We start from the raw sequence: 19,615 nt of genomic DNA, 5'->3' as shown, positions 1-19,615 counted from the left end.
TCCCCGGGACCGCGGCGCTGCAGGGCTGACCCGGTCATCCCGCGAGGAGGTCCGCCTGCGGGTGTCGCACACCCTGCACGGCCCCACGCGGGATGGTCGCGCCGATCGCCGCGACGTCCTCCGCGGTGAGGTCGATCGAGGCGGCCGCGACGTTCTGCTCGAGGTAGCCGAGGCGCTTGGTCCCGGGGATCGGGACGATGTCGTCACCCTGGGCGAGCAGCCAGGCGAGGGCGAGCTGCGCCGTCGTGACCCCGCGCTCCGCGGCGAGCTGCTCGAGCGAGCGGACCAGGTCGCGGTTGTGCTCGAACGCCTCGCCGGCGTACCGGGCGTGGGACCGGCGGACGTCGTCGGCCGCGAAGCCGGCGGTCGCGTCGACGGTGCCGGTGAGGATGCCGCGGCCGAGGGGCGAGAAGGGCACGAACCCGATGCCGAGCTCACGCAGCGTCGGCAGCACCTCGTCCTCCGGGTCCCGCGTCCACAACGAGTACTCGCTCTGCACCGCCGTCACCGGGTGCACCGCGTGGGCGCGACGCACCGTCGCCGCGGAGGGCTCCGAGAGGCCGATGCCGCGGACCTTCCCGGCGTCCACCAGCTCGGCGAGCGCCCCGACCGTGTCCTCGATCGGGACCTGCGGGTCCACCCGGTGCAGGTAGTACAGGTCGAGGTGGTCCGTGCCCAGGCGTCGCAGGCTCGCGTCGACCGCCGCACGCACGTACTCGGGGCGGCCGTCGACCCGGCGCCCGTCCGGGTGCCCGCCCGCGGGCGGGAGCCCGAACTTGGACGCGAGCACGATCTGGTCGCGGTGGACGCCGAGCACCCGGCCGATGAGCTCCTCGTTGCGGCCGTGCCCGTAGACGTCGGCCGTGTCGACCAGCGTCACGCCCAGCTCGAGCGCGCGGCGCAGCACGGCCTCCGCCTCCGTCGCGTCAGCAGGGCCGTACGCGTCCGTCACGGACATGCCGCCGAACCCGACGGGAGCGACGGTGAGGGCGGCGTCCCCAGCACCGAGCGTGCGCTGGGGAAGGAGGTGCGTGGCAGCAGGGGCGAGGTCGTCGGTCATGACGCCAGCGGACCACTCCGGGCGCCGTCCGGCAAGGGGCGCGACGGGTCCTCTCATCTGGCGAGAGAACGTGACGCGCCCCCTCTCGACGGGGACTGCCGGCACGTGTCGCCGCAGGTCAGGCACGCCTGTCCTTGCTGGCGGGGCCGGGGAATCCTGCCTAGTCTGGAATCGTTCAAGAGAACGAGACACGAGGACGGCACCGACGGAAGCCGGGTGACCGCCGCACGTTCCGGGAGACCCCCGAGAGAGCGAGGAGCACCATGTCCGCACCCACCATCCACCGCGCCACCGCCCGCTTCGAGGCGTCGGAGACGCTCCGCGCCCACCTCCAGCGCGTGCTCGTCGCGCTCGTCGACCTGCACGTCCAGGGCAAGCAGGCCCACTGGAACGTCACCGGCCGCGGGTTCCGCGACCTGCACCTCCAGCTCGACGACGTCGTGGACGCCGCGCGCGAGCACAGCGACACCGTCGCCGAGCGCATGCGCGCGCTCCAGGTCGTGCCCGACGGCCGCACCGAGACCGTCGCGACGACGACCGACCTCTCGCCGTACCCGGCGGGCCTCGTGTCGGTCGGCGACACGGTCGACGCGATCGTCGAGCGCCTCGCCCAGACGGTCGAGGTCGTGCGCGAGGTGCACGACGACGTCGACGCCGAGGACCCGACGAGCGCCGACATCCTGCACGAGATCATCGCCGACCTGGAGAAGCAGGCCTGGTTCCTCTCCTCGGAGAACCGCGAGGCCTGACCTGACCGGCTTGACGAGAGAGAACCGCAGGTCGCGAGACAGAGCACCTGGTGTCCTACCTCGCGACCTGCGGTTCTATCTCGTGGCGGGCCGAGCAGCTCCCTGCCCGGGCCGGGCTCGCGCGCGGCGGCCGGGGATGGCCGCGACGAGCTCGCGCGTGTAGTCCTCCTGCGGGTCGAGCAGGATCCGCTCGGTCGCCCCCTGCTCGACGACGCGCCCGCGGTGCATGACGCCGACGTGGTCGGACACCTGGCGCACGACCGCGAGGTCGTGCGAGATGAACAGGTACGCGAGCCCGTGCTCGGCCTGGAGCCGCACGAGCAGCTCGAGGATCTGTGCCTGCACGGACACGTCGAGCGCCGAGACGGGCTCGTCGAGCACGACGAGCGCGGGGTTCAGGGCGAGCGCCCGCGCGATGGCGACGCGCTGGCGCTGACCGCCCGAGAGCTCGCGCGGTCCCCGCCGGAGCACGTCGGGCGGGAGGGCGACGTCCTCGACGAGCGCGCGCGCCCGGTCCGCCCGCTCGGAGGGCGACCCGACGCGGTACGCCCGCAGCGGCTCGGTGACGATCTGCTCGACGGTGAACCGTGGGTCGAGCGACGCGTACGGGGACTGGTAGACCACCTGGAAGCCGCGGCGCAGCGACCGCAGCCGCTCGCCGCGCGCCGTCGTGATGTCCTCTCCGGCGAACTCCACCGTGCCCGCGGTGGGCCGCTCGAGCCGGAGGGCGAGCCGCGCCGTCGTGCTCTTGCCCGACCCGGACTCCCCCACGAGCGCGTACGTCTCGCCGCGCCCGACCGCGAGGCTCACGCCGTCCACGGCGACGAGCGTCCGGTGCGCCGCCCCGCGCGGCAGCGTGAACTCCTTGCGCAGGTCCCGCACCGCGAGGACGGGCTCGCCCGCGGCGCCCGGGACGACGCCGTCGCCCGGCGCCGTCTCCGGGGTGCCGCCCGCGACGAGGCGCGAGCTCGCGAGGCTCGGCGCCGCGGCGATGAGCTGCCGGGTGTACGGGTGGCGCGGGTCGTGCAGCACCTGCTCGGCGGTGCCCTCCTCGACGACGACCCCGTGCTCCAGGACGACGATGCGGTCGGCCCGGTCCGCCGCGACGCCGAGGTCGTGCGTGATGAGCAGGACCGCGGTGCCGAGGTCGCGCACGAGGCCGTCGAGGTGGTCGAGGATGCGGCGCTGCACGGTCACGTCGAGCGCGCTCGTCGGCTCGTCGGCGACGACGAGCCTCGGGCGCGCGGCGACCGCGATCGCGATGAGCACGCGCTGGCGCATGCCTCCGGAGAGCTGCGACGGGTACTGCCGCGCACGCGCCTCCGGGTCGTCGATCCCGGCCTGCCGCAGCAGCTCGACCGCGCGCTCGCGCGCCTCCTTGCGCCGCGCGAGCCCGTGGATGACGAGCACCTCCGCGACCTGGTCGCCCACGCGGGTCACCGGGTTGAGCGAGACCGTCGGGTCCTGCGGCACGAGGCCGACGTCGCGGCCGCGCACCTGCTGCCACTCCTTCTCGGAGAGGTCGCCGACGTCGCGTCCGCCGAGCCGGATGGTCCCGCCCGTCACCGCTCCCCCGCGCGACAGCAGGTGCAGGGCCGCGTGCGCCGTCGTGCTCTTGCCCGACCCGGACTCGCCCACGAGCGCGACGACCTCGCCCGCCCCGACCGTGAGGTCGACGCCGCGGACGGCGGCGTACGAGCCGCCGTCGCGCGTGCGGTAGGCGACCTCCAGACCGCGGATCTCGAGCGCGGGCGCCTGGCCCGACGTCGGGCCGGGACGTTCCTGGGTGGTCGGCGTCGTGGCGGTCATGCGTCCCCTCCGGTCCGCTCCAGGGCCCGCGCGACGCGGTTCGCCGACAGCACGACGGCGACGATCACGAGGCCCGGCATGGTCGTGAGCCACCACGCGGTGGCCAGGTAGTCGCGCCCGCCCGAGACGAGCGAGCCCCACTCCGGCGCGGGCGGCGGCGTCCCGTAGCCGAGGAAGCTCAGGGCCGAGATGGCGAGCACGGCCGTGCCGAGCTCGAGCGCGACGAGCGCGAGCACCGGTCCCGTCGAGTTGGGCAGCACGTGGCGCCCGAGCACGCCGTACCAGCGCACGCCCGACGCGCGGGCCGCCTCGACGTACACCGACGTCGAGGTCCGCAGGACCTCGGCCCGCATGACGCGCGCGAACGTCGCGACGCTCGTGATGCCCACGGCGATCGCGACCTTCATCGTCCCGAACCCGAGCGCCGTGATGATCGCGAGCGAGAGCAGGATGCTGGGGATCGCGAGCAGGACGTCGACGAACCGGCCGACGACGTCGTCCACCCACCCGCGCACGAACCCCGCGAGCAGGCCGAGCAGCGACCCGGCGACGAGCCCGACCGCCACCGCGATGACGGTCGCGCTGAGCGACGCGGACGCGCCGTGGACGACGCGCGCGTACACGTCGCGACCCAGGTGGTCGGTGCCGAACAGGTGCGCGCCCGACGGCGGTCGGAGCCGGTCGGCGGGCACGCCCGTGAGCGGGTCGTACGACGTGAAGAGCTGCGGGACGACAGCCCACGCCGTGACGAGCAGGACGACGAGCACGGCGACGACCAGCCCGGGACGGCGCACGGCGTACCGCGCCCCGCGTCGCCACCGGCCTGCGGGGCCTCGCGTCCGGACGCGCCCGTCCCGGATGATCGCGCGCGCGTCCTCGCGGTCCGCGACCTCGATCTCCTCGGGCGTGCGCACCTCGGGCGCGTCGGTGGGCGGGGCGTCGGGGGCGAGCGCGCCCGACGGCGGGGCGTCCGCCGCCGCGGCACGGTCCGCGTCCGCGACCCGGGCCTCGTCCCGGAGCACGATGCGCACTCCCGGCCTGGTGCTCATGCGGCCACCGCCTTCTGTCGTGCGTCGATCCGAGGGTCGAGCAGGGGGTAGAGCAGGTCGACCACGAGCGTGACGACCACGAACACGAGCGCGGAGAGGACGACGACCGCCTGCACCACGGGGATGTCCTGCGCGTCCACGGACGTGACCGTGAGCCGGCCGAGGCCCGCACGCGAGAAAACCGTCTCCGTGACGACCGTGCCGCCGAGCAGCCCACCGACGAGGACCCCCAGGACGGTGAGCGCCGGGATCGCGGCGTTGCGCAGCGCGTGGCCGAAGTGCACGCGCGCCCGGCTCGCGCCCTTGGCGCGCGCCGTCTCGACGTACGGCTCGCCGAGCGTCCCGCGCAGGCTCCGCGCGAGAACCTGGGCGAGCGCGGCGCTCGCCGGGACGGCGAGCGTGACCGCCGGCAGCACGAGGCTGAGCGCGCCCTCGTTGCCCATCGCAGGGAAGACCGGTAGCTGGAAGGAGAACCACTGCAGGAGCAGCAGGCCCAGCCAGAACGGCGGCAGGGCGACGCCGAGCGGCGGGAGCGACGCGAGCGCGTGGCGCAGCCAGGCCGCACGCGGGAACGTGCTCGCGATCGCGATGCCGGCGCCCGCCACGACCGCGAGGACGAGCGCCGCGAGGGTGAGCTGGAGCGTCGCGGGGAGCGCCTGGAGCACGAGCTGGGTCGCGGGCGCGCCCGACGAGTACGACGTGCCGAAGTCGAGGCGCAGCGCGTGCCACAGCGCGTCGGCGTACTGCACGGGCACGGGCCGGTCGAGGCCGTGCTGCGCGCGCAGCGCGTCGAGCAGCGCAGGGTCCACCTGGTCCGCCTCGCCGCCGCCGCTCGCCATGAGCGCGGCCGGGTCGCTGGGCAGCAGGTAGAGGACGAAGAACGAGATCGTGAACGCCGCCCAGAGCACGAACAGCCCCTGCCCGGCGCGACGCATGACGTACCGGCCCATGGTCGGCCTCCTTCCGTGGGGGATGCCCGCCTGCCCGACGCCGCGGCGTCGGGCAGGCGGGCCCGGCGGGTCAGCCCTGGGTGACCCAGGCGTCGTAGAAGTCGAGACGCGAGGACGCCTCGAACGTCAGGCCGTGGACCGTGTCGGCGGCCGCGATGGTCGTCGAGAGCTCGTAGACCGGGATCGCGTGGCCCTTCCGCACCAGGAGGCGCGAGGCCTCCGTGACGAGCTCCTGCCGCTCGGCCGGGTCGGTCGCCGCGGCCGACGCGTCGAGCAGCTCGTCGACCTCCTCCGCGTCGCGCTGGTTGATGTTGCGCGCGTTCGCCGAGAAGATCGTGCGCAGCACGTCCGGGTCGGAGCGCGTGAGGTTGTAGTAGTCGAAGTCGAAGTCGCCGCTCTCCTTGATGGCCTGCGACTCGGCGACGGTCACGTGCTGGAGCTGGAGGTCCACGCCGATCTGCGCGAGCTGCTGCTGGACCAGCTCGAGGGGCTCCGGCACCTGCCAGAACGTCACGGTCGTCGAGAGCTTCTGGCCGTCCTTCTCGCGCACGCCGTCGGCGCCTTCGACCCAACCTGCGTCGTCGAGGATCTTCTTCGCGCCCTCGGGGTCGTAGGCGAGCTCGTCCGCGACGCTCTCGTAGAGCGGCGTCGAGTGGGACAGGACGCTCGTGGCCGGCTCGTCCTGCGCGCTGAGCACGGTGTCCGCGATCTGCTCGCGGTCGATGCCCTTGAGGATCGCGGTCCGCACGGCTTCGTCGCCCGCGAGCGGGCTCGACTCGTTGGGGAACAGGTTGAACACGACGCCCGGGTTGGCGCGGTACTCGAGCCAGAACCCGTTGCCGTCGAACTGCGGGAGGTCGACGGTCGAGATCGCGGCCGAGGCGTCGATCTGGCCCGAGACCAGGCTGCCGCTGCGCACGCTCGCCTCGGGGATGACCTTGAACGTCACGGTGTCGAGGTAGGCCTCGCCCTGGTGGTCGTTCGCCTCCGACCCCCACGCGTAGCCCGCGACCTTCTCGAGCACGATCTCCTGGTCCTGCGTGTAGGACTTCACGGAGAAGGGGCCGGAGCCGACGAACTTGCCGGCGCAGCGGTCCTCGACGCTCAGGTCGGCCGACGACGGCGCGAGCAGGCCGAGGGAGAAGGTCGACGTCGCCTGGAGGAACTGTGCGCTCGGCTCCGCGAAGTCGACCGTGAGGGTCTGCGGATCGGTGACCGTCGTGCCTTCGTAGCCGACGAGGTACTGCGACCCGAGCGACGCCGTCGCGCCGAGGGCGACGATCGCGTCGAAGTTCGTCTTCACCGACTCGGCGTCGATCGGCGTGCCGTCGGCGTACGTCGCGTCGTCGCGCAGGTGGAACGTGTAGCTCGACGCGTCGTCGTTCACCTCCCAGCTCTCCGCGAGCCACGGCACGATCTCGCCCGTCTCCGGGTCCTGCGCCGTGAGCGACGCGACGGTCTGGCGCGCCGCCGCGATGGCGTCGTTGTTGCCGACCTGCTGCGGGTCGATGCAGTGCGAGTCGACCGTGATCGCGAAGGTCAGGTCGCCGCCCGCCACGGGCTCGCCCGTCGGGCTGGGCGACCCGTCGCCGTCGGACGCGCCGGAGCCGCCGCCCGCGCACGCGCTGAGCAGGAGGCCCGTCGCGGCGGCCGCCGCGGCAACGGTCAGGGACCGGCGTCGGTGAGGTGTGGGGTTCATGTCGTGCTGCTCTCCTCGTGTACCGGCTGAGGACCGGTGGTCGTCCGGCGCCGGTGGTCGTCCGCGCCGGGCCGAGGGCCGTCGCGGCGGGGGAACCCACCGGGGTGCCGTGCTTACCGCGCAGCGGGAGCTGCGCGGTCAGGTCGTTCCCGGAGCACCCCGTCACGTCGAAGGGTTGCTGGTCAGCGAGCCGGGCCTGGGTGCTGACGCTCGTCACCTGGGAGCAGGAAAGACAATCCCGACCGGTTGAGTCAAGTTTCGAGACGGACGTCCCGTCAGGCGGACGGATGTTTCCGCCGAGACGACGTGAGTTGCGGCTGCCTCACGTGTCGCCGCACTGGGACGGGCGACTCAGGCCGTGGGGTGCCGCACTGGCGCCAGCCCTCGGGGGCGGCGCGGTGGGACGTCTCCTGAGACCGGACGTCCGCGGAAACCGCGCAGCACCGCAGAGCACGAACCGAACCCGGCGAGCGTGAGCGTGTGGCCGCCGAGGCAGCCCGGCTCGACGGGCTCGTGGACCGGGCGCGCTCGGGCCGGTGCCCGACCTGCGACAGCACTGACCGCCGCGACGCCACCGACAGCGAAGCACGCGCTAAGGGGATCGACAGCGACGTTGTCGACACCCGGACGCGCGCCGACACAGCCGAGCAATACGCGCCACCGGAGCCGTGGCGATCAAACCCGCCGACCATAGCCCGCACGCGAGAAACCGAGAGAGCGAAACTCCTTAGGGACCGTCAAGATCTGATGCGGTGATTCTCGCCATCACTTCTCCCCTGGCCACAAGGAGCCAGTCGCGCAGCGGCATTCCCACAGCCTCAGGATAGATCTCGGCGTGAAGTCGGCCGTTGATCCATTCGGCGACCTGCTCGTCGGAACGGTAGTTGTCCAGGGTGCTATCGATTTCATCGACGAGTCCGTCGTACCTGCTGGGGCCGGCCAGATCGAGGAAGCGCGCCAGAGCACCTGCGGCGCTCCCGTAGTCCTCTTCCCAGTCCTGGTGGAAGAACGAGCCGAAGAACGCGTCGAGCGAGTAGTGGTTCGTCATGGCGCACCTCACGAATGGGTCGTCGCGTCAGGGAAGGCGGCGTGAATACGAGAGCCGGCGTCGAGACTGGAGCCGCGCCGGAGACGCGACGTTACACCGTAGACCTCTTCAGCAGGGGTGCTCTTAGCCTGCAGCCGAGCCCGCGGCGCAGTTTCCTCCATCATTCATGCCGCTCAGCTCGAGGAAGAGCGAGCCGACCATGGCGTCGAGGATGCCTCGTCAGGCCGCCGTGAACCCCGCCGCGCGGCGGGCGTCGGCCGGGCTCCACAGGTCGGTCTTCACCTCGGCCTGCACCACCGGGACCACCTCCTCCGCGAACCAGCGCAGCACGTCCTCCTGCTGCGTCGCGGGGATGAGGTGGTTGACGGACACCGACTGGAGGTCGTGCCCGTAGGAGGCGTGGTAGTCGAGGATCTTCTCCGCCACGCGCTCGGGTGACCCCACGAGCGCCGGGCCGCGCTCGACGGCGTCCTCCACCGTCCGGAAGCTCGGCGCCTTCCCGACGGCGTCGGGCCCGTAGCCGCGGCGTGCCGCGGCCGCGACCTGGCCCTCGTAGATCGGGCGGTACTGCTCGATCGCCTCCTCCGTCGTGTCGGCGAGGAACAGCCCGCCCGAGCCCGACCCGACGAACCCGTACGCCGGGTCGTGCCCGTGTTCCGCGTACCGCTCGCGGTAGCGGTCGATGAGCACCTGGTAGTTCTCGCGCGGCTGGAGCGCGTTGGCGCTCACGATCGGGTCCCCGTACCGCGCCGCGAGATCCACCGCGAACTGCGACGTCGCCGACCCGTGCCAGATGCGGAACGGACCCGCGAACGGACGCGGCAGCGTCGTCGCGTGCTCCAGCGCGTGCCGGTGCCGCCCGGTCCAGCTCACGTCCTCCTCGGACAGCAGCAGCCGCAGGAGCTCGTAGTTCTCCTGGAGGTACTCGTACTGCTTGTCGATGTCCAGCCCCAGCAGCGGGTACTGCAGCACCTCGTTGCCCTTGCCGATGACGATCTCCAGCCGCCCCCGGCTGAGCTGGTCCACCGTCGCGAGGTCCTCGGCGACGCGGATCGGGTCGAGCAGCGACAGCACCGTCACGCCGGTGCTCAGGAGGATCCGCGACGTCCGCGCCGCGACCGCCCCCAGGATCACCGTCGGCGCCGACGACAGCACCTCCCCCGCGTGCCGCTCCCCCACCGCGAACGAGTCGAACCCGAGCTCCTCCGCCAGCACCGCCGTCTCCACGACCCGGTTCAACCGGTCGGACGGCGCGACCGCCTCCCCGGTCACCGGATGGGGCGGGTTGAACACGATGTCGAGTACCTGGAACCGCACGGTCCTGCTCCTTGCTGTTGCTGTTGCTGTTGCTCTCGTTCGGGGTCGGGTCGAGGTCGAGGTCCGCTCACGAGGTCGGCTCCCCCGGTCCCGTGAGTGCATGAAATATGTCGTCCTCACGCCTTGCGGACGACGAATTTCATGCACTCAACGGGGCCCGGGCCGGTGCGCGTGTTGCGGCCCCGATCCAGGACCTCGGACGTCAGGCCGCGGCGGCCTCGGCGGCGGCGGCGTCGCGCTTCGCGACCTCTTCGCGGACGATCGGGATGACGTAGCGACCGAAGTCGATCGCGTCGTCGAGCAGGTCGTAGCCGCGGGCCGAGATGACGCGGACGCCGAGGTCGTAGTACGCGAGGAGCGCCTCCGCGACCTGCTCGGGCGTGCCGACGAGCGCGTTGGAGTTGCCGGCACCACCGGTCGCCTTGGCGGTCGCGGTCCACAGCGCGGTGTCGAAGCGCTCGCCCTGAGCGGCGATCTCGAGGAGGCGCTGCGAGCCGGCGTTCTCCGGCTTGTCGATCGGGTGGCGACGGCTGAGCTGCCCACCGGCGGCGGCCTTGCGCGCCTCGATCCGGTCGAGGATGCGGTGGGCCTTCTCCCACGCGAGCTCCTCGGTCGGCGCGACGATCGGCCGGAACGCGGCGTGGATGCGCGGCGGCGTCGCTCGGCCCGCGGCGGCGGCCTCGGCGTGCACGCGCGCGATCTGCTCGGCCGTGCGATCGAGGGGCTCGCCCCAGACGGCGTAGATGTCGGCCTCGGCGGCACCGACGCGGAACGCGACGTCGGACGACCCGCCGAACGAGATCGTCGGGGTGCGCCCCTCGAACGGCTTCGCGTCGAGCACGAAGTCGTCGAAGTCGTAGAACGGGCCGTGGTGGTCGAACGGCTCGGCGCTCGCCCACGCCTGCTTGACGATCTGGATGTACTCGTGGGTGCGCGCGTACCGCTCGTCCTTGGTCAGTGTGTCGCCCTCGCGGCCCTGCTCGTGGTCGTTGCCGCCGGTGATGAAGTGGACGGAGAGCCGCCCGCCGGAGAGCAGGTCGAGCGTCGCGAACGTCTTGGCGGCGTACGTCGGGTACGACACGTTGGGCCGGTGCGCGAGCAGCAGCTCGATCGACTGCAGGCGCGCCGCGGTGTGGGCGGCCAGGGCGGCGGGCTCCGGACCGGAGGAGCCGTAGGCGAAGAGGACGCGCGTCCAGCCGTTGTCCTCGTGCGCGCGGACGATGCGCTCCAGGTAGGCGGTGTCGAACGACGCGGTGGTGCGCTCGGTGGTCTCCGACGCGTCGTTGGTGGTGGCGATGCCGAGGAACTCGACGGGCATGAGGGTTCTCCGTGGGTGTCGGTGCGGGTGGTTCGAGGTGCGTGCGGGCCGGTTGCCGGCTCAGGACCGGGCGGGCGCCGTCGGCTCCGCGGGGGCGTCGACCGGGTCGGACGCCGGGAGGCCGGCGTCCTTCCAGGCCGGAAAGCCGCCGTCGACGTGGGACACGTTCGTGTACCCGCGCTCGGCGAGCGCGGCGGCGACGGGGCCCGAGCCGTTCGGCGACCCGCACACGACGACGACGGGCGTGTCGAGCGAGATCGCCGGGTCGTCGGCGGGGCCGAACAGCGCGTCGAGGTCGTTGCGGTCGGCAAGCGTCGCGCCGGGGATCTCGCCGTGCGACGCGCGGCCGCCGGCGGAGCGCACGTCGATCAGCAGCGCGCCGTCGGCGACCTTGGCTCCGGCCTCGGTGGCGGGCTGGAGGGGCGGGGTCGTGGTCATGGGTCTCTCCTTCGGGTGAGGTCGCGGGATCGACCCGCACGTCCGAGATCGACCCTCAGGAGGTCGACCTGACGACGCACGGGTCGACCTCGCGTCAGGTGGTGGTGGCGAGTGCGGGAGCGGCGGAGGCGCCCGCGGCCGCGTCGGGGGCGGAGCTCGCGAACCAGTGATCCGCGAGCAGCTCGAACGAGCGGCGGGCGTCGTCGGCGTCGTGGGTCGCGGTGGTGACCAGGAGCTCGTCGGCGCCGGTCGCGCGGCGCAACGTGTCGAGCCGCCGCACGACCGTCTCCGGGTCGCCGACGATGCGCGTGTCGACGCGGTCGGCGACGAGCGCGCGCTCGGCCTCCGGGCGGTCCTCCCAGGCGGGCGACGTGCCCGGCTCGGGGTAGACGATCGCGCCGTCGGCGCCGCTACGGATGGAGAGCACCCAGTCGGCGAACGGCGTCGCGAGCTCGCGGGCGCGCTCGATCGTGTCGGCGACGAGCACGTCGGCGGACACGACGACGTACGGCTCGTCGAGCACGCCCGGGCGGAACGCCTCGCGGTACGCGGCGACCGTGTCGATCGTCGCCGACGGCGCCACGTGGTAGTTCGCGGCGATCGGCAGCCCGAGCTCGCCCGCGACGCGCGCGCTCTCGCCCGGGCTCGACGCGAGGACCCACAGGCCCCAGTCGGCGCCCTCGACAGGTGGGCTCACGTACGGCGTCCCGTGCTCGTCGCGGTACGTCCCGGCACGCAGGCCGAGCACGAGGTCGAGCTCGTCGCGGAAGCTGACGGGCGTGCGCGAGGCGCCGACGATCCGCTTCTGCGCGAGGATCCGCTCGCGGAGCACCGAGTCGTTGAGGTTCGACGGCGGCGCACCGGGGACGTACAGCCCCTCGACGACGCGCGGCCCGGTCGCACCCGTGCGCGCGGCCCGCACCGGACCGTCGGAGTCCTTGCCCTGGCCGCCCTTCGGCGGCGAGAACGCCCGCCCCAGACCGAGGTCGACGCGACCCGGGTGCAGCGCGGCGATCGTCCCGAACTGCTCGGCCGCGACGAGCGGGCTCGTCGTGCTGAGGAGCACGGCACCGCTGCCGACGCGGATGCGCTCGGTCCGGGCCGCGACGGCGGCGGCGAGCACGGCGGGCGACGCGGAGCCGACGCCGGGCGACAGGTGGTGCTCGGCGTACCAGACCCGGTGGTAGCCGAGCCGGTCGAGGTCGCGCGCGAGCCCGACGGCGCGGCGCACCGCGTCCTGGCCCGTCGCCCCCTCCGGGACGATCGCGAGGTCGAGGACGGACAGCGGGACGCGGCCGGACGCCGGTCGCTGCCCGGGGGTGGCGGTCTGGTGCGGGTGCTGGTGGGACGACATGGCTTCCTTCAGTGGTGCGGCGGCCGGGTGGTGCGGCGGTCTGTGGTGTGCGGTAGCTCCGGGCGACGCACGGTCGCGCGGGACGCCGGCTACTTGGACGGGAACCCGAGCGCGGCGAGCGTGGGCCGCAGGTGGGCGCGCCCGCGCAGCGCGCCGGGGACACGTAGGCGGTCGACGACGCGGTCGCGCCACCCGCCGTCGAGCCCCTCGTCGCGGTAGAAGGGCGCGATGCGCTCCTCGTACGCCGCGACGTGCTCGTGCTGGCCGGCGGCCCGATAGCGCTCGGCGTGCAGCACCGCGGCCTGCGGCAACCGCGGCTTGACGCGCTCGCCGCCCGCGGGGTCGGGGTGCCCGACGACGAGCCCCACGACCGCGACGACGCCCTCGGGCAGGCCGAGCTCGGCGGCGACCTGGGCCGGGTGGTTGCGCAGCGCCCCGATGTACACGGTGCCGAGGCCGAGGGACTCGGCCGCGACGACGGCGTTCTGCGCGGCGAGCGCGGCGTCGAGGAACGCGACGACGGTCGTCTCGAGGTAGTCGGTGGCCTCGAGCCGCACGCCCTCGCGCTCGCCGAGGGCGCGCGCTCGCGAGACGTCTGCGAGCCACACCAGCAGCAGCGGCGCGGTACGGACGTGCTCCTGGTCGCCCGCGAGCGCCGCGAGCCGGGCCTTGCGCGCGGGGTCGGTGACGGCGACGACGCTCCACAGCTGGAGGTTCGACGACGTCGGCGCGGACTGCGCGGCGGCGACGAGCGTCGGGACGACGTGGTCGGCCAGCGGGTCGGTGCGGTAGCGGCGGACCGTCCGGTGACCGAGCTGCGTCGCGAGGACGGTGCCGGGACGGTCCACGGCGGGTGCCAGTCCCTCGGTCGCGCCCGGCGCGACGTCCTCGACGGTCACGGGGTCCACGCCGTACCGCGCAGCGAGCGCGGCCCGGGCTCCGTCGTTCTCGTGGGGCGGCGCGGGGAGCGTCTCGGGGACTGCGGACGGAGCCTGAGCGTCCGCCGCGGTGGGTGCGGGAGCGATCGTCATGAGGCGGTCCTCTCGGGGAGCGCGGCGAGCCGGGCGAGCGAGAACCGCTCGGCCGCGGTGACGCCGTCGGACGTGGTGGCGAGGTCGGCGAGCACGCGGCCGACCGCCGGGGCGAACTTGAAGCCGTGGCCGGAGAACCCGGCGCCCACGACGACGGGGCCGCGACGGTCGAGCACGAAGTCGTGGTCGGGCGTCGTGGTGTAGGTGCAGCTCACGGGGACGTAGGCGTCGGGATCGAGGCCGGGAAGCCACGTGCGCACGTAGTCGCGCAGGGCTGCGAGCTGCCCCGGCTCGGGCCGGTAGGAGCGGCGGTCCGGGTCGACGACGGGGCCGACCCCGTGGAAGCCGACCTTGACGCCCTCGCGCGGGGTCGCGAGGCCGTAGACCCCGCTCGGCCAGGCCGTGCCCAGGCCGACGTCGTGCGTGAACGCCGGCCACCCCGCGGGCGACGCGCCCGCGGCGAGCGCGAAGTGCGCAGGCTGCTCCTGGGTCACGACGAGCGGCAGCTCCTGGCCCAGCAGCCCACCCGTCGGACCGCCGAGGAGCCCGGCGCTCCATGCGCCGACGGTCACGACGACGACCCGGGCGACGACGTCGCCCCCGTCGGTCACGACGCGGACGCCCTCCGGGACGCGCTCGACGTGCCGGACGGCGACCTCGTGGCGGACGTCGGCCCCGCTCGCGGCGGCCGCGCCCTGGAGGGCCGCGACGGCGCGGTCGGCGTGCAGCCGCCCGGCCGTCGCGACCTCGTGCAGCACCCTGCCCTCGAACCGCAGCCCGGGCCAACGCTCGGCGGCGGTCGCGGGGTCGAGCCACTCGTGCTCGATCCCGCGGGCCGCGAACGCGGCGCCGATCGCGTCCGCGCGCCGCTCGGCCGCGCGGTCGCGCCGCCCGTGGCTCACGCCGCCGGTGACGGCGAGCAGCGCGGTCCCGGTCTCGTCCTCGACCTCGCGCCACAGGCCGAGCGCCTCCTGCGCGAGGTCGAGGTACTCGGGCTCGGCGTACGTCGTGCGGTAGATGCGCGACGTCCCGTGCGAGGCGCCGTGCGCGTGCCCGGGCGCGAAGCGCTCGAGCAGCAGGACGTCGCGCCCGCGCCGGGCGAGCTGCCAGGCCGCGGCGGAGCCCATCACGCCACCCCCGACCACGACGTGGTCGACGTGCTGGGTGCTGGTGGTCATGCGCGGGTCACTCCGTCTTCGGGAGGCCGGGCGGGTTGGTCTGCGACTCCTCGACGGCCTCGGACTCCAGGCCCCACCGCTGGAGCACCTCGAGGTACGTGCCGTCCTCGATGGCGTGGTTGATCGCGGCGGTGATCGCCGGGGCCACCTCGTTGCCCTTCTTCGTGGCGACGGCGATCTGCGCCGTGTCGGGCCAGCCGCCGTTCAGCGTGCCGACGACCGTGAAGTCCTGCGGGGAGATCGCCGCCTGGTACGCGAGGGACGCGTTGGGGCCGACGTACGTCTCGATGCGGCCGGACTGGAGCGCGAGCAGGACGTCGGAGAACTGCTCGTAGTACTCGGGGCCCTGGATGGGCTCGAGGCCGTCCTCCTGGTTGAGGCGGTCCCACTCGAGCACGATCTTCTCCTGGTTCGTCCCGGAGCCGACCGCGACGACCTTGCCCGCGATGTCCTCGCGCTTCGTGATCGACGTGATGTCGGAGTCGGCGCCCACGAGCCAGCCGAGCTCGTCGTTGCGGTACGTGGAGAAGTCGATGGTCTCCTTGCGCTCCTCGGTCACGGTGACGTTGGAGATCACGGCGTCGACGTCGCCCGAGCCCAGCGCGAGCGGCCAGTCGGCCCACGCCTTGACCTCGAGCCGCAGGTCCTTGCCGAGCGCGTCGGCGACGAGCTGCGCGATGTCCGTCTCGTTGCCGATGGGCGTCTCGTCGTCGTCGGCGAGGAAGCCGAGCGGCGGCGCCGCGCCGGCGGAGATCGCGACGACGAGCTCGTCCTTGTCCTTCCACGCGTCCGGGAGGAGCGCGACGGCCTCGGCCGACTCCGTGGTGCGGATGCGGTCCTGGTCCGGGCTCGTGCTCACGTCGAGGGCGTCCGACACGGAGGTCGTGCTCTCCTCGGTGGCCGCGCCCTCCTCCGCGGCGGCCGGGGCCTCGGTGCTCACCCCGGAGCAGGCCGCGAGCGCCAGCAGGGGCACGACGGCGAGGGCGGCGAGCGCGCGGGGGGCGCGGGCGCGGGTGGTCGTTGCGGTCACGGGTGTCCTACCTCTCGGGTGGTGCGTCGGTCGACGCGGGGAGTGCGGTGCGGGACGGCCGGGCGGCCGGTCGCGGGTGGCGACGTCGGGGGGTCGAGGGCTGTGTCGGTCCCCGGGTCGTGGACCCGGGCTCGCGCAGCCGGTCAGAGGACCTTCTGGAGGAAGGCCCGGGTGCGGTCGTGGCGCGGGTGGTCGAGCACCTCGGCGGGCGTGCCCTGCTCCACGACGACGCCGTCGTCCATGAACACGACGGTGTCGGCGACCTCGCGGGCGAAGCCGATCTCGTGGGTGACGACGACGAGCGTGGTGCCGGTGCTCGCGACGTCCTTGATGACCTCGAGCACCTCCCCGACGAGCTCGGGGTCGAGCGCCGACGTGGGCTCGTCGAAGAGCAGCACCTTGGGCCGCAGCGCGAGCGCGCGGGCGATGGCGACGCGCTGCTGCTGGCCCCCGGAGAGCTGGCGCGGCCGGGCGTCGGCCTTGTCGGCGAGCCCGACGCGCTCGAGCAGCGCGCGGGCCTCGGGCTCGACGTCCTCGCGGCGGCGGCGCTGTGCCGAGACCGGGGCCTCGACGACGTTCTCGAGCGCGGTGAGGTGCGGGAACAGGTTGAAGCTCTGGAAGACGAACCCGATCTGGGTGCGCTGACCGAGGATCTCGCGCTCCTTGAGCTCGCGCAGGGTGCTGCCCTTGCGGCGGTACCCGATGAGCTCGCCGTCGAGCGAGATGAACCCCTTGTCGACCTTCTCGAGGTGGTTGATCGCCCGCAGCAGCGTCGACTTCCCGGAGCCCGACGGGCCGAGCACGACCGTCACGGACCCGGGCGGCACGGTGAGCGACACGTCGCGCAGCACCTCGAGCGTGCCGAAGCTCTTGTGGACGCCGTGGATCTCGACGAGCCCGGCGGTCGTGACGCCTGCGGTCCTGGTGTCGGCGCTCATGCCGCACCTCCCGACGTGCGCGCGGTGCGCGTGAGCACGCCCACCCGGGCACGGGCCGCGTACGCGGGCGGGACGGAGTCGGGCACCGGCCGGCCGGAGAGCCGCGACGCCCAGACGAGCACGGTCCAGCGGGCCTTCTGCAGCGGCGTCGGCGGCAGCGTGCGCACCGCGCCCTTCGCGTAGTGCCGCTCGACGTAGTACTGCACGATCGTGATGAGCGTCGTGAGCACGAGGTACCAGATCGAGGCGACGATGAGCAGCGGCACGACGCGGCCGTTGCGGCCGTAGATGACGCTGACGATGTAGAACAGCTCGCCGTACGCGAGGACGTAGACGATCGACGTGCCCTTGAGCAGCCCGATCACCTCGTTGACGGCCGTCGGGATGATGGAGCGCATCGCCTGCGGCAGGATGATGCGGCTCACCTGGCGCCGCTTGGGGATGCCGAGCGACGCGGCCGCCTCCTGCTGCCCCTGGTCGACCGAGAGGATCCCGGCGCGGACGATCTCCGCCGAGTACGCGGCCTGCGACAGCCCGAGGCCGAGGATCGCGGCCCAGAACTTGTCGATCACGGACAGCGTGTCGAAGTACAGGAGCTCGGGCCCGAACGGGATCCCGACGCTGAGGTACGGGTACAGGTACGCGAGGTTGTACCAGAGCAGGAGCTGCAGCAGCAGCGGCACCGACCGGAACACCCACGTGTACGTCCACGACACCGACTGCAGGAGCGGCGAGCGCGAGAGGCGCATGAGCGCGAGGACCGTGCCGAGCGCGAACCCGACGACGGACGCGACGAGCGTGAGCCGGATCGTCGCCCAAGCACCCTCGAGGATCGAGGGCCACGTGAGGTACTGCGCGACGACGTCCCACTCCCAGCGGTCGTTCGTCACGAGCGAGCTGACGACCATGGCGAGCAGCACCGCGACGCCGGCCGTCGCGGCCCAGCGACCCGGGTGCCGCGCGGGGACGATGCGCAGGCTCTCGAGCGGCAGCGCGTCCTCGACACCGCCGCGCCTGTCGGCGGGGTGCCGGCCCGACGGCGGCGCAAGCTGCCGGGACTCGTCCTGCGGGAGCGACACGGTGCTCATGGCGCGACCTCCAACCACTTCTCGAAGGCGAGCGGGCCGGTCTCCTCGGGATCGGACCCGGTGTCGAACAGGGGCGTGTAGCCCGTCGCGAGGTAGAGCCCAGCGGCCTCGGGCTGGCGCGGGCCCGTCGTGAGGTACACGCGCCGGTAGCCGCGCTCGACGGCCCGGCGCTCGAGCTCGGCGAGCACGAGGCGCGCCAGCCCACGGCGCCGGTGCGCCGAGTGCGTCCAGATCCGCTTGAGCTCGGCGGTGCGCACGGCGGGCGTCCCGTCGGCGCGGCGCGCGGCCGGCCGGGCGAGGCGGGCCGGGTCGCCCAGCTCGGGCTCGGTCCGACGCCGGAACGCGCCGCCCGCGACCGGCTCGCCGTCCTCCAGCACGAGCACGAGCTCGCCGTGCGGTGCCGCGAAGTCCTGCGCGGGGTAGCGCTCCATCTCCGCGCGGAGCTCGTCCGCGGTCAGCACGCGCTGGTACCGCGTCCAGTACTCGTGGGACAGCTCGTCGAGGAGGGGGCGGACGAGCGGGTCGTGCATGAGGACGGAGCGGACCTCGCGCGCTGCGGCACTCGGCTCCGTCGTTCCCGTCGGTCCCGTCGTGGCCGGTCCCGCCGCGAGCGCGGTCATCGGGGTGCCCTCTCGCCCGCGGTGACGGCGAACGGCACGTGGTTGCCCTCGACCGGCGCCGGGCAGGTGCCGAAGTCGCTGAACGCGTACGGGAGGTTGATCGTGCGGTTGAGGTCGAGGCGCACGCGCCCCTCGGTGCCGGGCGCCACGTCGGCCTCCACCCCCAGCACGCGCCAGGGCGCGACGGCCTCGTCGAGGTGCAAAGCCTCGTCGCTGAACAGCAGCGTCACCGCGCCGCCGGGCTTGCCCGTGAGGACGAGCGTCGCGCGGTGGGAGACCCCGTCACGCTCGGCCACGAGGTCGACCTCGCCGACCGTGCTCACGTGGTGCACCAGGCCGGGGCGCGCGGCGCCGACGACGACGGGCCGCGGCGCGTCGTACCAGCGCACCGCCGCGTCCACGACCCAGGCGGGGTCGTACGCGAACGTCGGGACGCCGTCGAACCCCGTCCGGGCCGGGGCGAGCGGGTCGCGCAGCCGAACGGCGTACCGGCCCGTGCGGCGCACGACCTCCACCGCGACCTCACGCGTCTCGCCGTCGCCCGACGGGTCGCCCGCGTCCCGGTCGTCGGGCAGGAACGTGCCCGCGACCGTCGACCCGCCCTCCGTGACGACGACGGTCCCGACGGAGTCGCCCGTCGTCGTCCGGACCGCGCCGCCCTCGTCCGCGCGATGGTGCGCGCCGTCGGCGTCGGCCCACCAGAGCCCGGGCACGCCGGGCAGCGCGGCGGGCTCGGCCGGGAGCCAGTGGTACGCGACGAGGCTGAGCCAGCCGTGCGGCGGGCGCAGCCCCTCCTCGCGCTCGGCGTGCCACGCCGCCCACGCGGCGGCGTCCTGCGCGTCGGTGGTCGACCCGGGGGCCGCGGGGTCGTCGGCCACGGCGCCCGTGGCGGTCAGCGTGCTCTGGCTCATGGGTCCTCCGGGGTCGGTGCAGTGCGGG

General features: G+C 73.9%; 18 protein-coding genes and 1 riboswitch. Of the genes, 1 reads left to right on the top strand and 17 read right to left on the bottom strand.

Going from position 1 to position 19,615, the window contains the following annotated elements; translation table 11 throughout:
- Positions 1 to 34 precede the first annotated feature (34 nt).
- Complete coding sequence (locus CCE02nite_RS14115; RefSeq protein WP_141390259.1) at positions 35 to 1,060, bottom strand: aldo/keto reductase; 1,026 nt, start codon at positions 1,058 to 1,060, stop codon at positions 35 to 37.
- Positions 1,061 to 1,323: 263 nt separating this feature from the next.
- On the opposite strand from CCE02nite_RS14115, the gene CCE02nite_RS14110 reads away from it, so the two are divergent.
- Positions 1,324 to 1,809, top strand: a complete 486-nt coding sequence (locus tag CCE02nite_RS14110) for a Dps family protein (RefSeq protein ID WP_141390258.1) — start codon at positions 1,324 to 1,326, stop codon at positions 1,807 to 1,809.
- A 75-nt stretch (positions 1,810 to 1,884) separates the two neighbouring features.
- On the opposite strand, the gene CCE02nite_RS14105 is transcribed toward CCE02nite_RS14110, so the two are convergent.
- The 16 genes from CCE02nite_RS14105 to CCE02nite_RS14030 form a co-directional block, all read right to left on the bottom strand.
- Positions 1,885 to 3,618, bottom strand: a complete 1,734-nt coding sequence (locus CCE02nite_RS14105; RefSeq protein ID WP_141390257.1) for a dipeptide ABC transporter ATP-binding protein — start codon at positions 3,616 to 3,618, stop codon at positions 1,885 to 1,887.
- A complete protein-coding gene (locus CCE02nite_RS14100) occupies positions 3,615 to 4,667 on the bottom strand; it encodes an ABC transporter permease (RefSeq protein ID WP_141390256.1) in 1,053 nt (350 codons plus the stop codon). The genes CCE02nite_RS14105 and CCE02nite_RS14100 overlap by 4 nt, the downstream gene beginning before the upstream one ends.
- Positions 4,664 to 5,617 carry an ABC transporter permease gene (locus CCE02nite_RS14095; protein ID WP_141390255.1) on the bottom strand — a complete coding sequence of 318 codons (954 nt, stop codon included), beginning with the start codon at positions 5,615 to 5,617 and terminating at the stop codon, positions 4,664 to 4,666. The genes CCE02nite_RS14100 and CCE02nite_RS14095 overlap by 4 nt, the downstream gene beginning before the upstream one ends.
- Before the next feature lie 70 nt (positions 5,618 to 5,687).
- Entirely contained in the window at positions 5,688 to 7,316 is a 1,629-nt protein-coding gene (locus tag CCE02nite_RS14090; protein WP_141390254.1) for an ABC transporter substrate-binding protein, read from the bottom strand.
- 104 nt (positions 7,317 to 7,420) lie between these two features.
- Positions 7,421 to 7,534: riboswitch (SAM riboswitch) on the bottom strand.
- Positions 7,535 to 8,043: 509 nt separating this feature from the next.
- Positions 8,044 to 8,364, bottom strand: coding sequence for a contact-dependent growth inhibition system immunity protein (locus CCE02nite_RS14085; RefSeq protein WP_141390253.1), 321 nt, complete (start codon positions 8,362 to 8,364; stop codon positions 8,044 to 8,046).
- Positions 8,365 to 8,583: 219 nt separating this feature from the next.
- Positions 8,584 to 9,681: an LLM class flavin-dependent oxidoreductase gene (locus CCE02nite_RS14080; protein ID WP_141390252.1), complete on the bottom strand. Its 1,098-nt coding sequence runs from the start codon at positions 9,679 to 9,681 to the stop codon at positions 8,584 to 8,586.
- Positions 9,682 to 9,883: 202 nt separating this feature from the next.
- Positions 9,884 to 10,999 (bottom strand): LLM class flavin-dependent oxidoreductase, encoded by a 1,116-nt coding sequence (locus CCE02nite_RS14075; RefSeq protein WP_141390251.1) that lies wholly within the window; start codon positions 10,997 to 10,999, stop codon positions 9,884 to 9,886.
- A 60-nt stretch (positions 11,000 to 11,059) separates the two neighbouring features.
- Positions 11,060 to 11,437, bottom strand: coding sequence for a rhodanese-like domain-containing protein (locus CCE02nite_RS14070; protein ID WP_141390250.1), 378 nt, complete (start codon positions 11,435 to 11,437; stop codon positions 11,060 to 11,062).
- A gap of 94 nt (positions 11,438 to 11,531) precedes the next feature.
- Positions 11,532 to 12,791, bottom strand: coding sequence for an LLM class flavin-dependent oxidoreductase (locus CCE02nite_RS14065; protein ID WP_141390249.1), 1,260 nt, complete (start codon positions 12,789 to 12,791; stop codon positions 11,532 to 11,534).
- A gap of 89 nt (positions 12,792 to 12,880) precedes the next feature.
- Entirely contained in the window at positions 12,881 to 13,822 is a 942-nt protein-coding gene (locus tag CCE02nite_RS14060) for a nitroreductase family protein (RefSeq protein WP_141390248.1), read from the bottom strand.
- The gene (locus tag CCE02nite_RS14055) at positions 13,819 to 15,000 is read right to left on the bottom strand and encodes an FAD-dependent oxidoreductase (RefSeq protein WP_141390247.1); all 1,182 of its coding nucleotides are present in this window, start codon (positions 14,998 to 15,000) and stop codon (positions 13,819 to 13,821) included. The genes CCE02nite_RS14060 and CCE02nite_RS14055 overlap by 4 nt, the downstream gene beginning before the upstream one ends.
- A gap of 7 nt (positions 15,001 to 15,007) precedes the next feature.
- Entirely contained in the window at positions 15,008 to 16,030 is a 1,023-nt protein-coding gene (locus CCE02nite_RS14050) for an ABC transporter substrate-binding protein (protein ID WP_141390246.1), read from the bottom strand.
- 143 nt (positions 16,031 to 16,173) lie between these two features.
- Positions 16,174 to 16,968 carry an amino acid ABC transporter ATP-binding protein gene (locus CCE02nite_RS14045; protein ID WP_141390245.1) on the bottom strand — a complete coding sequence of 265 codons (795 nt, stop codon included), beginning with the start codon at positions 16,966 to 16,968 and terminating at the stop codon, positions 16,174 to 16,176.
- Positions 16,965 to 18,056 carry an amino acid ABC transporter permease gene (locus CCE02nite_RS14040; protein ID WP_141390244.1) on the bottom strand — a complete coding sequence of 364 codons (1,092 nt, stop codon included), beginning with the start codon at positions 18,054 to 18,056 and terminating at the stop codon, positions 16,965 to 16,967. Before CCE02nite_RS14040 ends, CCE02nite_RS14045 begins: the two co-directional genes overlap by 4 nt.
- Complete coding sequence (locus tag CCE02nite_RS14035) at positions 18,053 to 18,676, bottom strand: GNAT family N-acetyltransferase (protein WP_141390243.1); 624 nt, start codon at positions 18,674 to 18,676, stop codon at positions 18,053 to 18,055. The genes CCE02nite_RS14040 and CCE02nite_RS14035 overlap by 4 nt, the downstream gene beginning before the upstream one ends.
- Positions 18,673 to 19,587 (bottom strand): DUF1684 domain-containing protein, encoded by a 915-nt coding sequence (locus CCE02nite_RS14030; RefSeq protein WP_141390242.1) that lies wholly within the window; start codon positions 19,585 to 19,587, stop codon positions 18,673 to 18,675. Before CCE02nite_RS14030 ends, CCE02nite_RS14035 begins: the two co-directional genes overlap by 4 nt.
- Between the last annotated feature and the right edge of the window lie 28 nt (positions 19,588 to 19,615).

It is taken from the genome of Cellulosimicrobium cellulans, assembly GCF_006539945.1.
Lineage (GTDB): Bacteria > Actinomycetota > Actinomycetes > Actinomycetales > Cellulomonadaceae > Cellulosimicrobium > Cellulosimicrobium cellulans.
The sequence above is the reverse complement of the archived record's forward strand: the minus strand, read 5'-3'. Positions and strand labels throughout refer to the sequence as shown.

Coding starts and splice junctions, on each gene's coding strand:
- CCE02nite_RS14115 (WP_141390259.1), bottom strand. CDS start 1,060: ATGACCGACGACCTCGCCCCTGCTGCCACGCACCTCCTTCCCCAGCGC.
- CCE02nite_RS14110 (WP_141390258.1), top strand. CDS start 1,324: ATGTCCGCACCCACCATCCACCGCGCCACCGCCCGCTTCGAGGCGTCG.
- CCE02nite_RS14105 (WP_141390257.1), bottom strand. CDS start 3,618: ATGACCGCCACGACGCCGACCACCCAGGAACGTCCCGGCCCGACGTCG.
- CCE02nite_RS14100 (WP_141390256.1), bottom strand. CDS start 4,667: ATGAGCACCAGGCCGGGAGTGCGCATCGTGCTCCGGGACGAGGCCCGG.
- CCE02nite_RS14095 (WP_141390255.1), bottom strand. CDS start 5,617: ATGGGCCGGTACGTCATGCGTCGCGCCGGGCAGGGGCTGTTCGTGCTC.
- CCE02nite_RS14090 (WP_141390254.1), bottom strand. CDS start 7,316: ATGAACCCCACACCTCACCGACGCCGGTCCCTGACCGTTGCCGCGGCG.
- CCE02nite_RS14085 (WP_141390253.1), bottom strand. CDS start 8,364: ATGACGAACCACTACTCGCTCGACGCGTTCTTCGGCTCGTTCTTCCAC.
- CCE02nite_RS14075 (WP_141390251.1), bottom strand. CDS start 10,999: ATGCCCGTCGAGTTCCTCGGCATCGCCACCACCAACGACGCGTCGGAG.
- CCE02nite_RS14070 (WP_141390250.1), bottom strand. CDS start 11,437: ATGACCACGACCCCGCCCCTCCAGCCCGCCACCGAGGCCGGAGCCAAG.
- CCE02nite_RS14065 (WP_141390249.1), bottom strand. CDS start 12,791: ATGTCGTCCCACCAGCACCCGCACCAGACCGCCACCCCCGGGCAGCGA.
- CCE02nite_RS14060 (WP_141390248.1), bottom strand. CDS start 13,822: ATGACGATCGCTCCCGCACCCACCGCGGCGGACGCTCAGGCTCCGTCC.
- CCE02nite_RS14055 (WP_141390247.1), bottom strand. CDS start 15,000: ATGACCACCAGCACCCAGCACGTCGACCACGTCGTGGTCGGGGGTGGC.
- CCE02nite_RS14045 (WP_141390245.1), bottom strand. CDS start 16,968: ATGAGCGCCGACACCAGGACCGCAGGCGTCACGACCGCCGGGCTCGTC.
- CCE02nite_RS14040 (WP_141390244.1), bottom strand. CDS start 18,056: ATGAGCACCGTGTCGCTCCCGCAGGACGAGTCCCGGCAGCTTGCGCCG.
- CCE02nite_RS14035 (WP_141390243.1), bottom strand. CDS start 18,676: ATGACCGCGCTCGCGGCGGGACCGGCCACGACGGGACCGACGGGAACG.
- CCE02nite_RS14030 (WP_141390242.1), bottom strand. CDS start 19,587: ATGAGCCAGAGCACGCTGACCGCCACGGGCGCCGTGGCCGACGACCCC.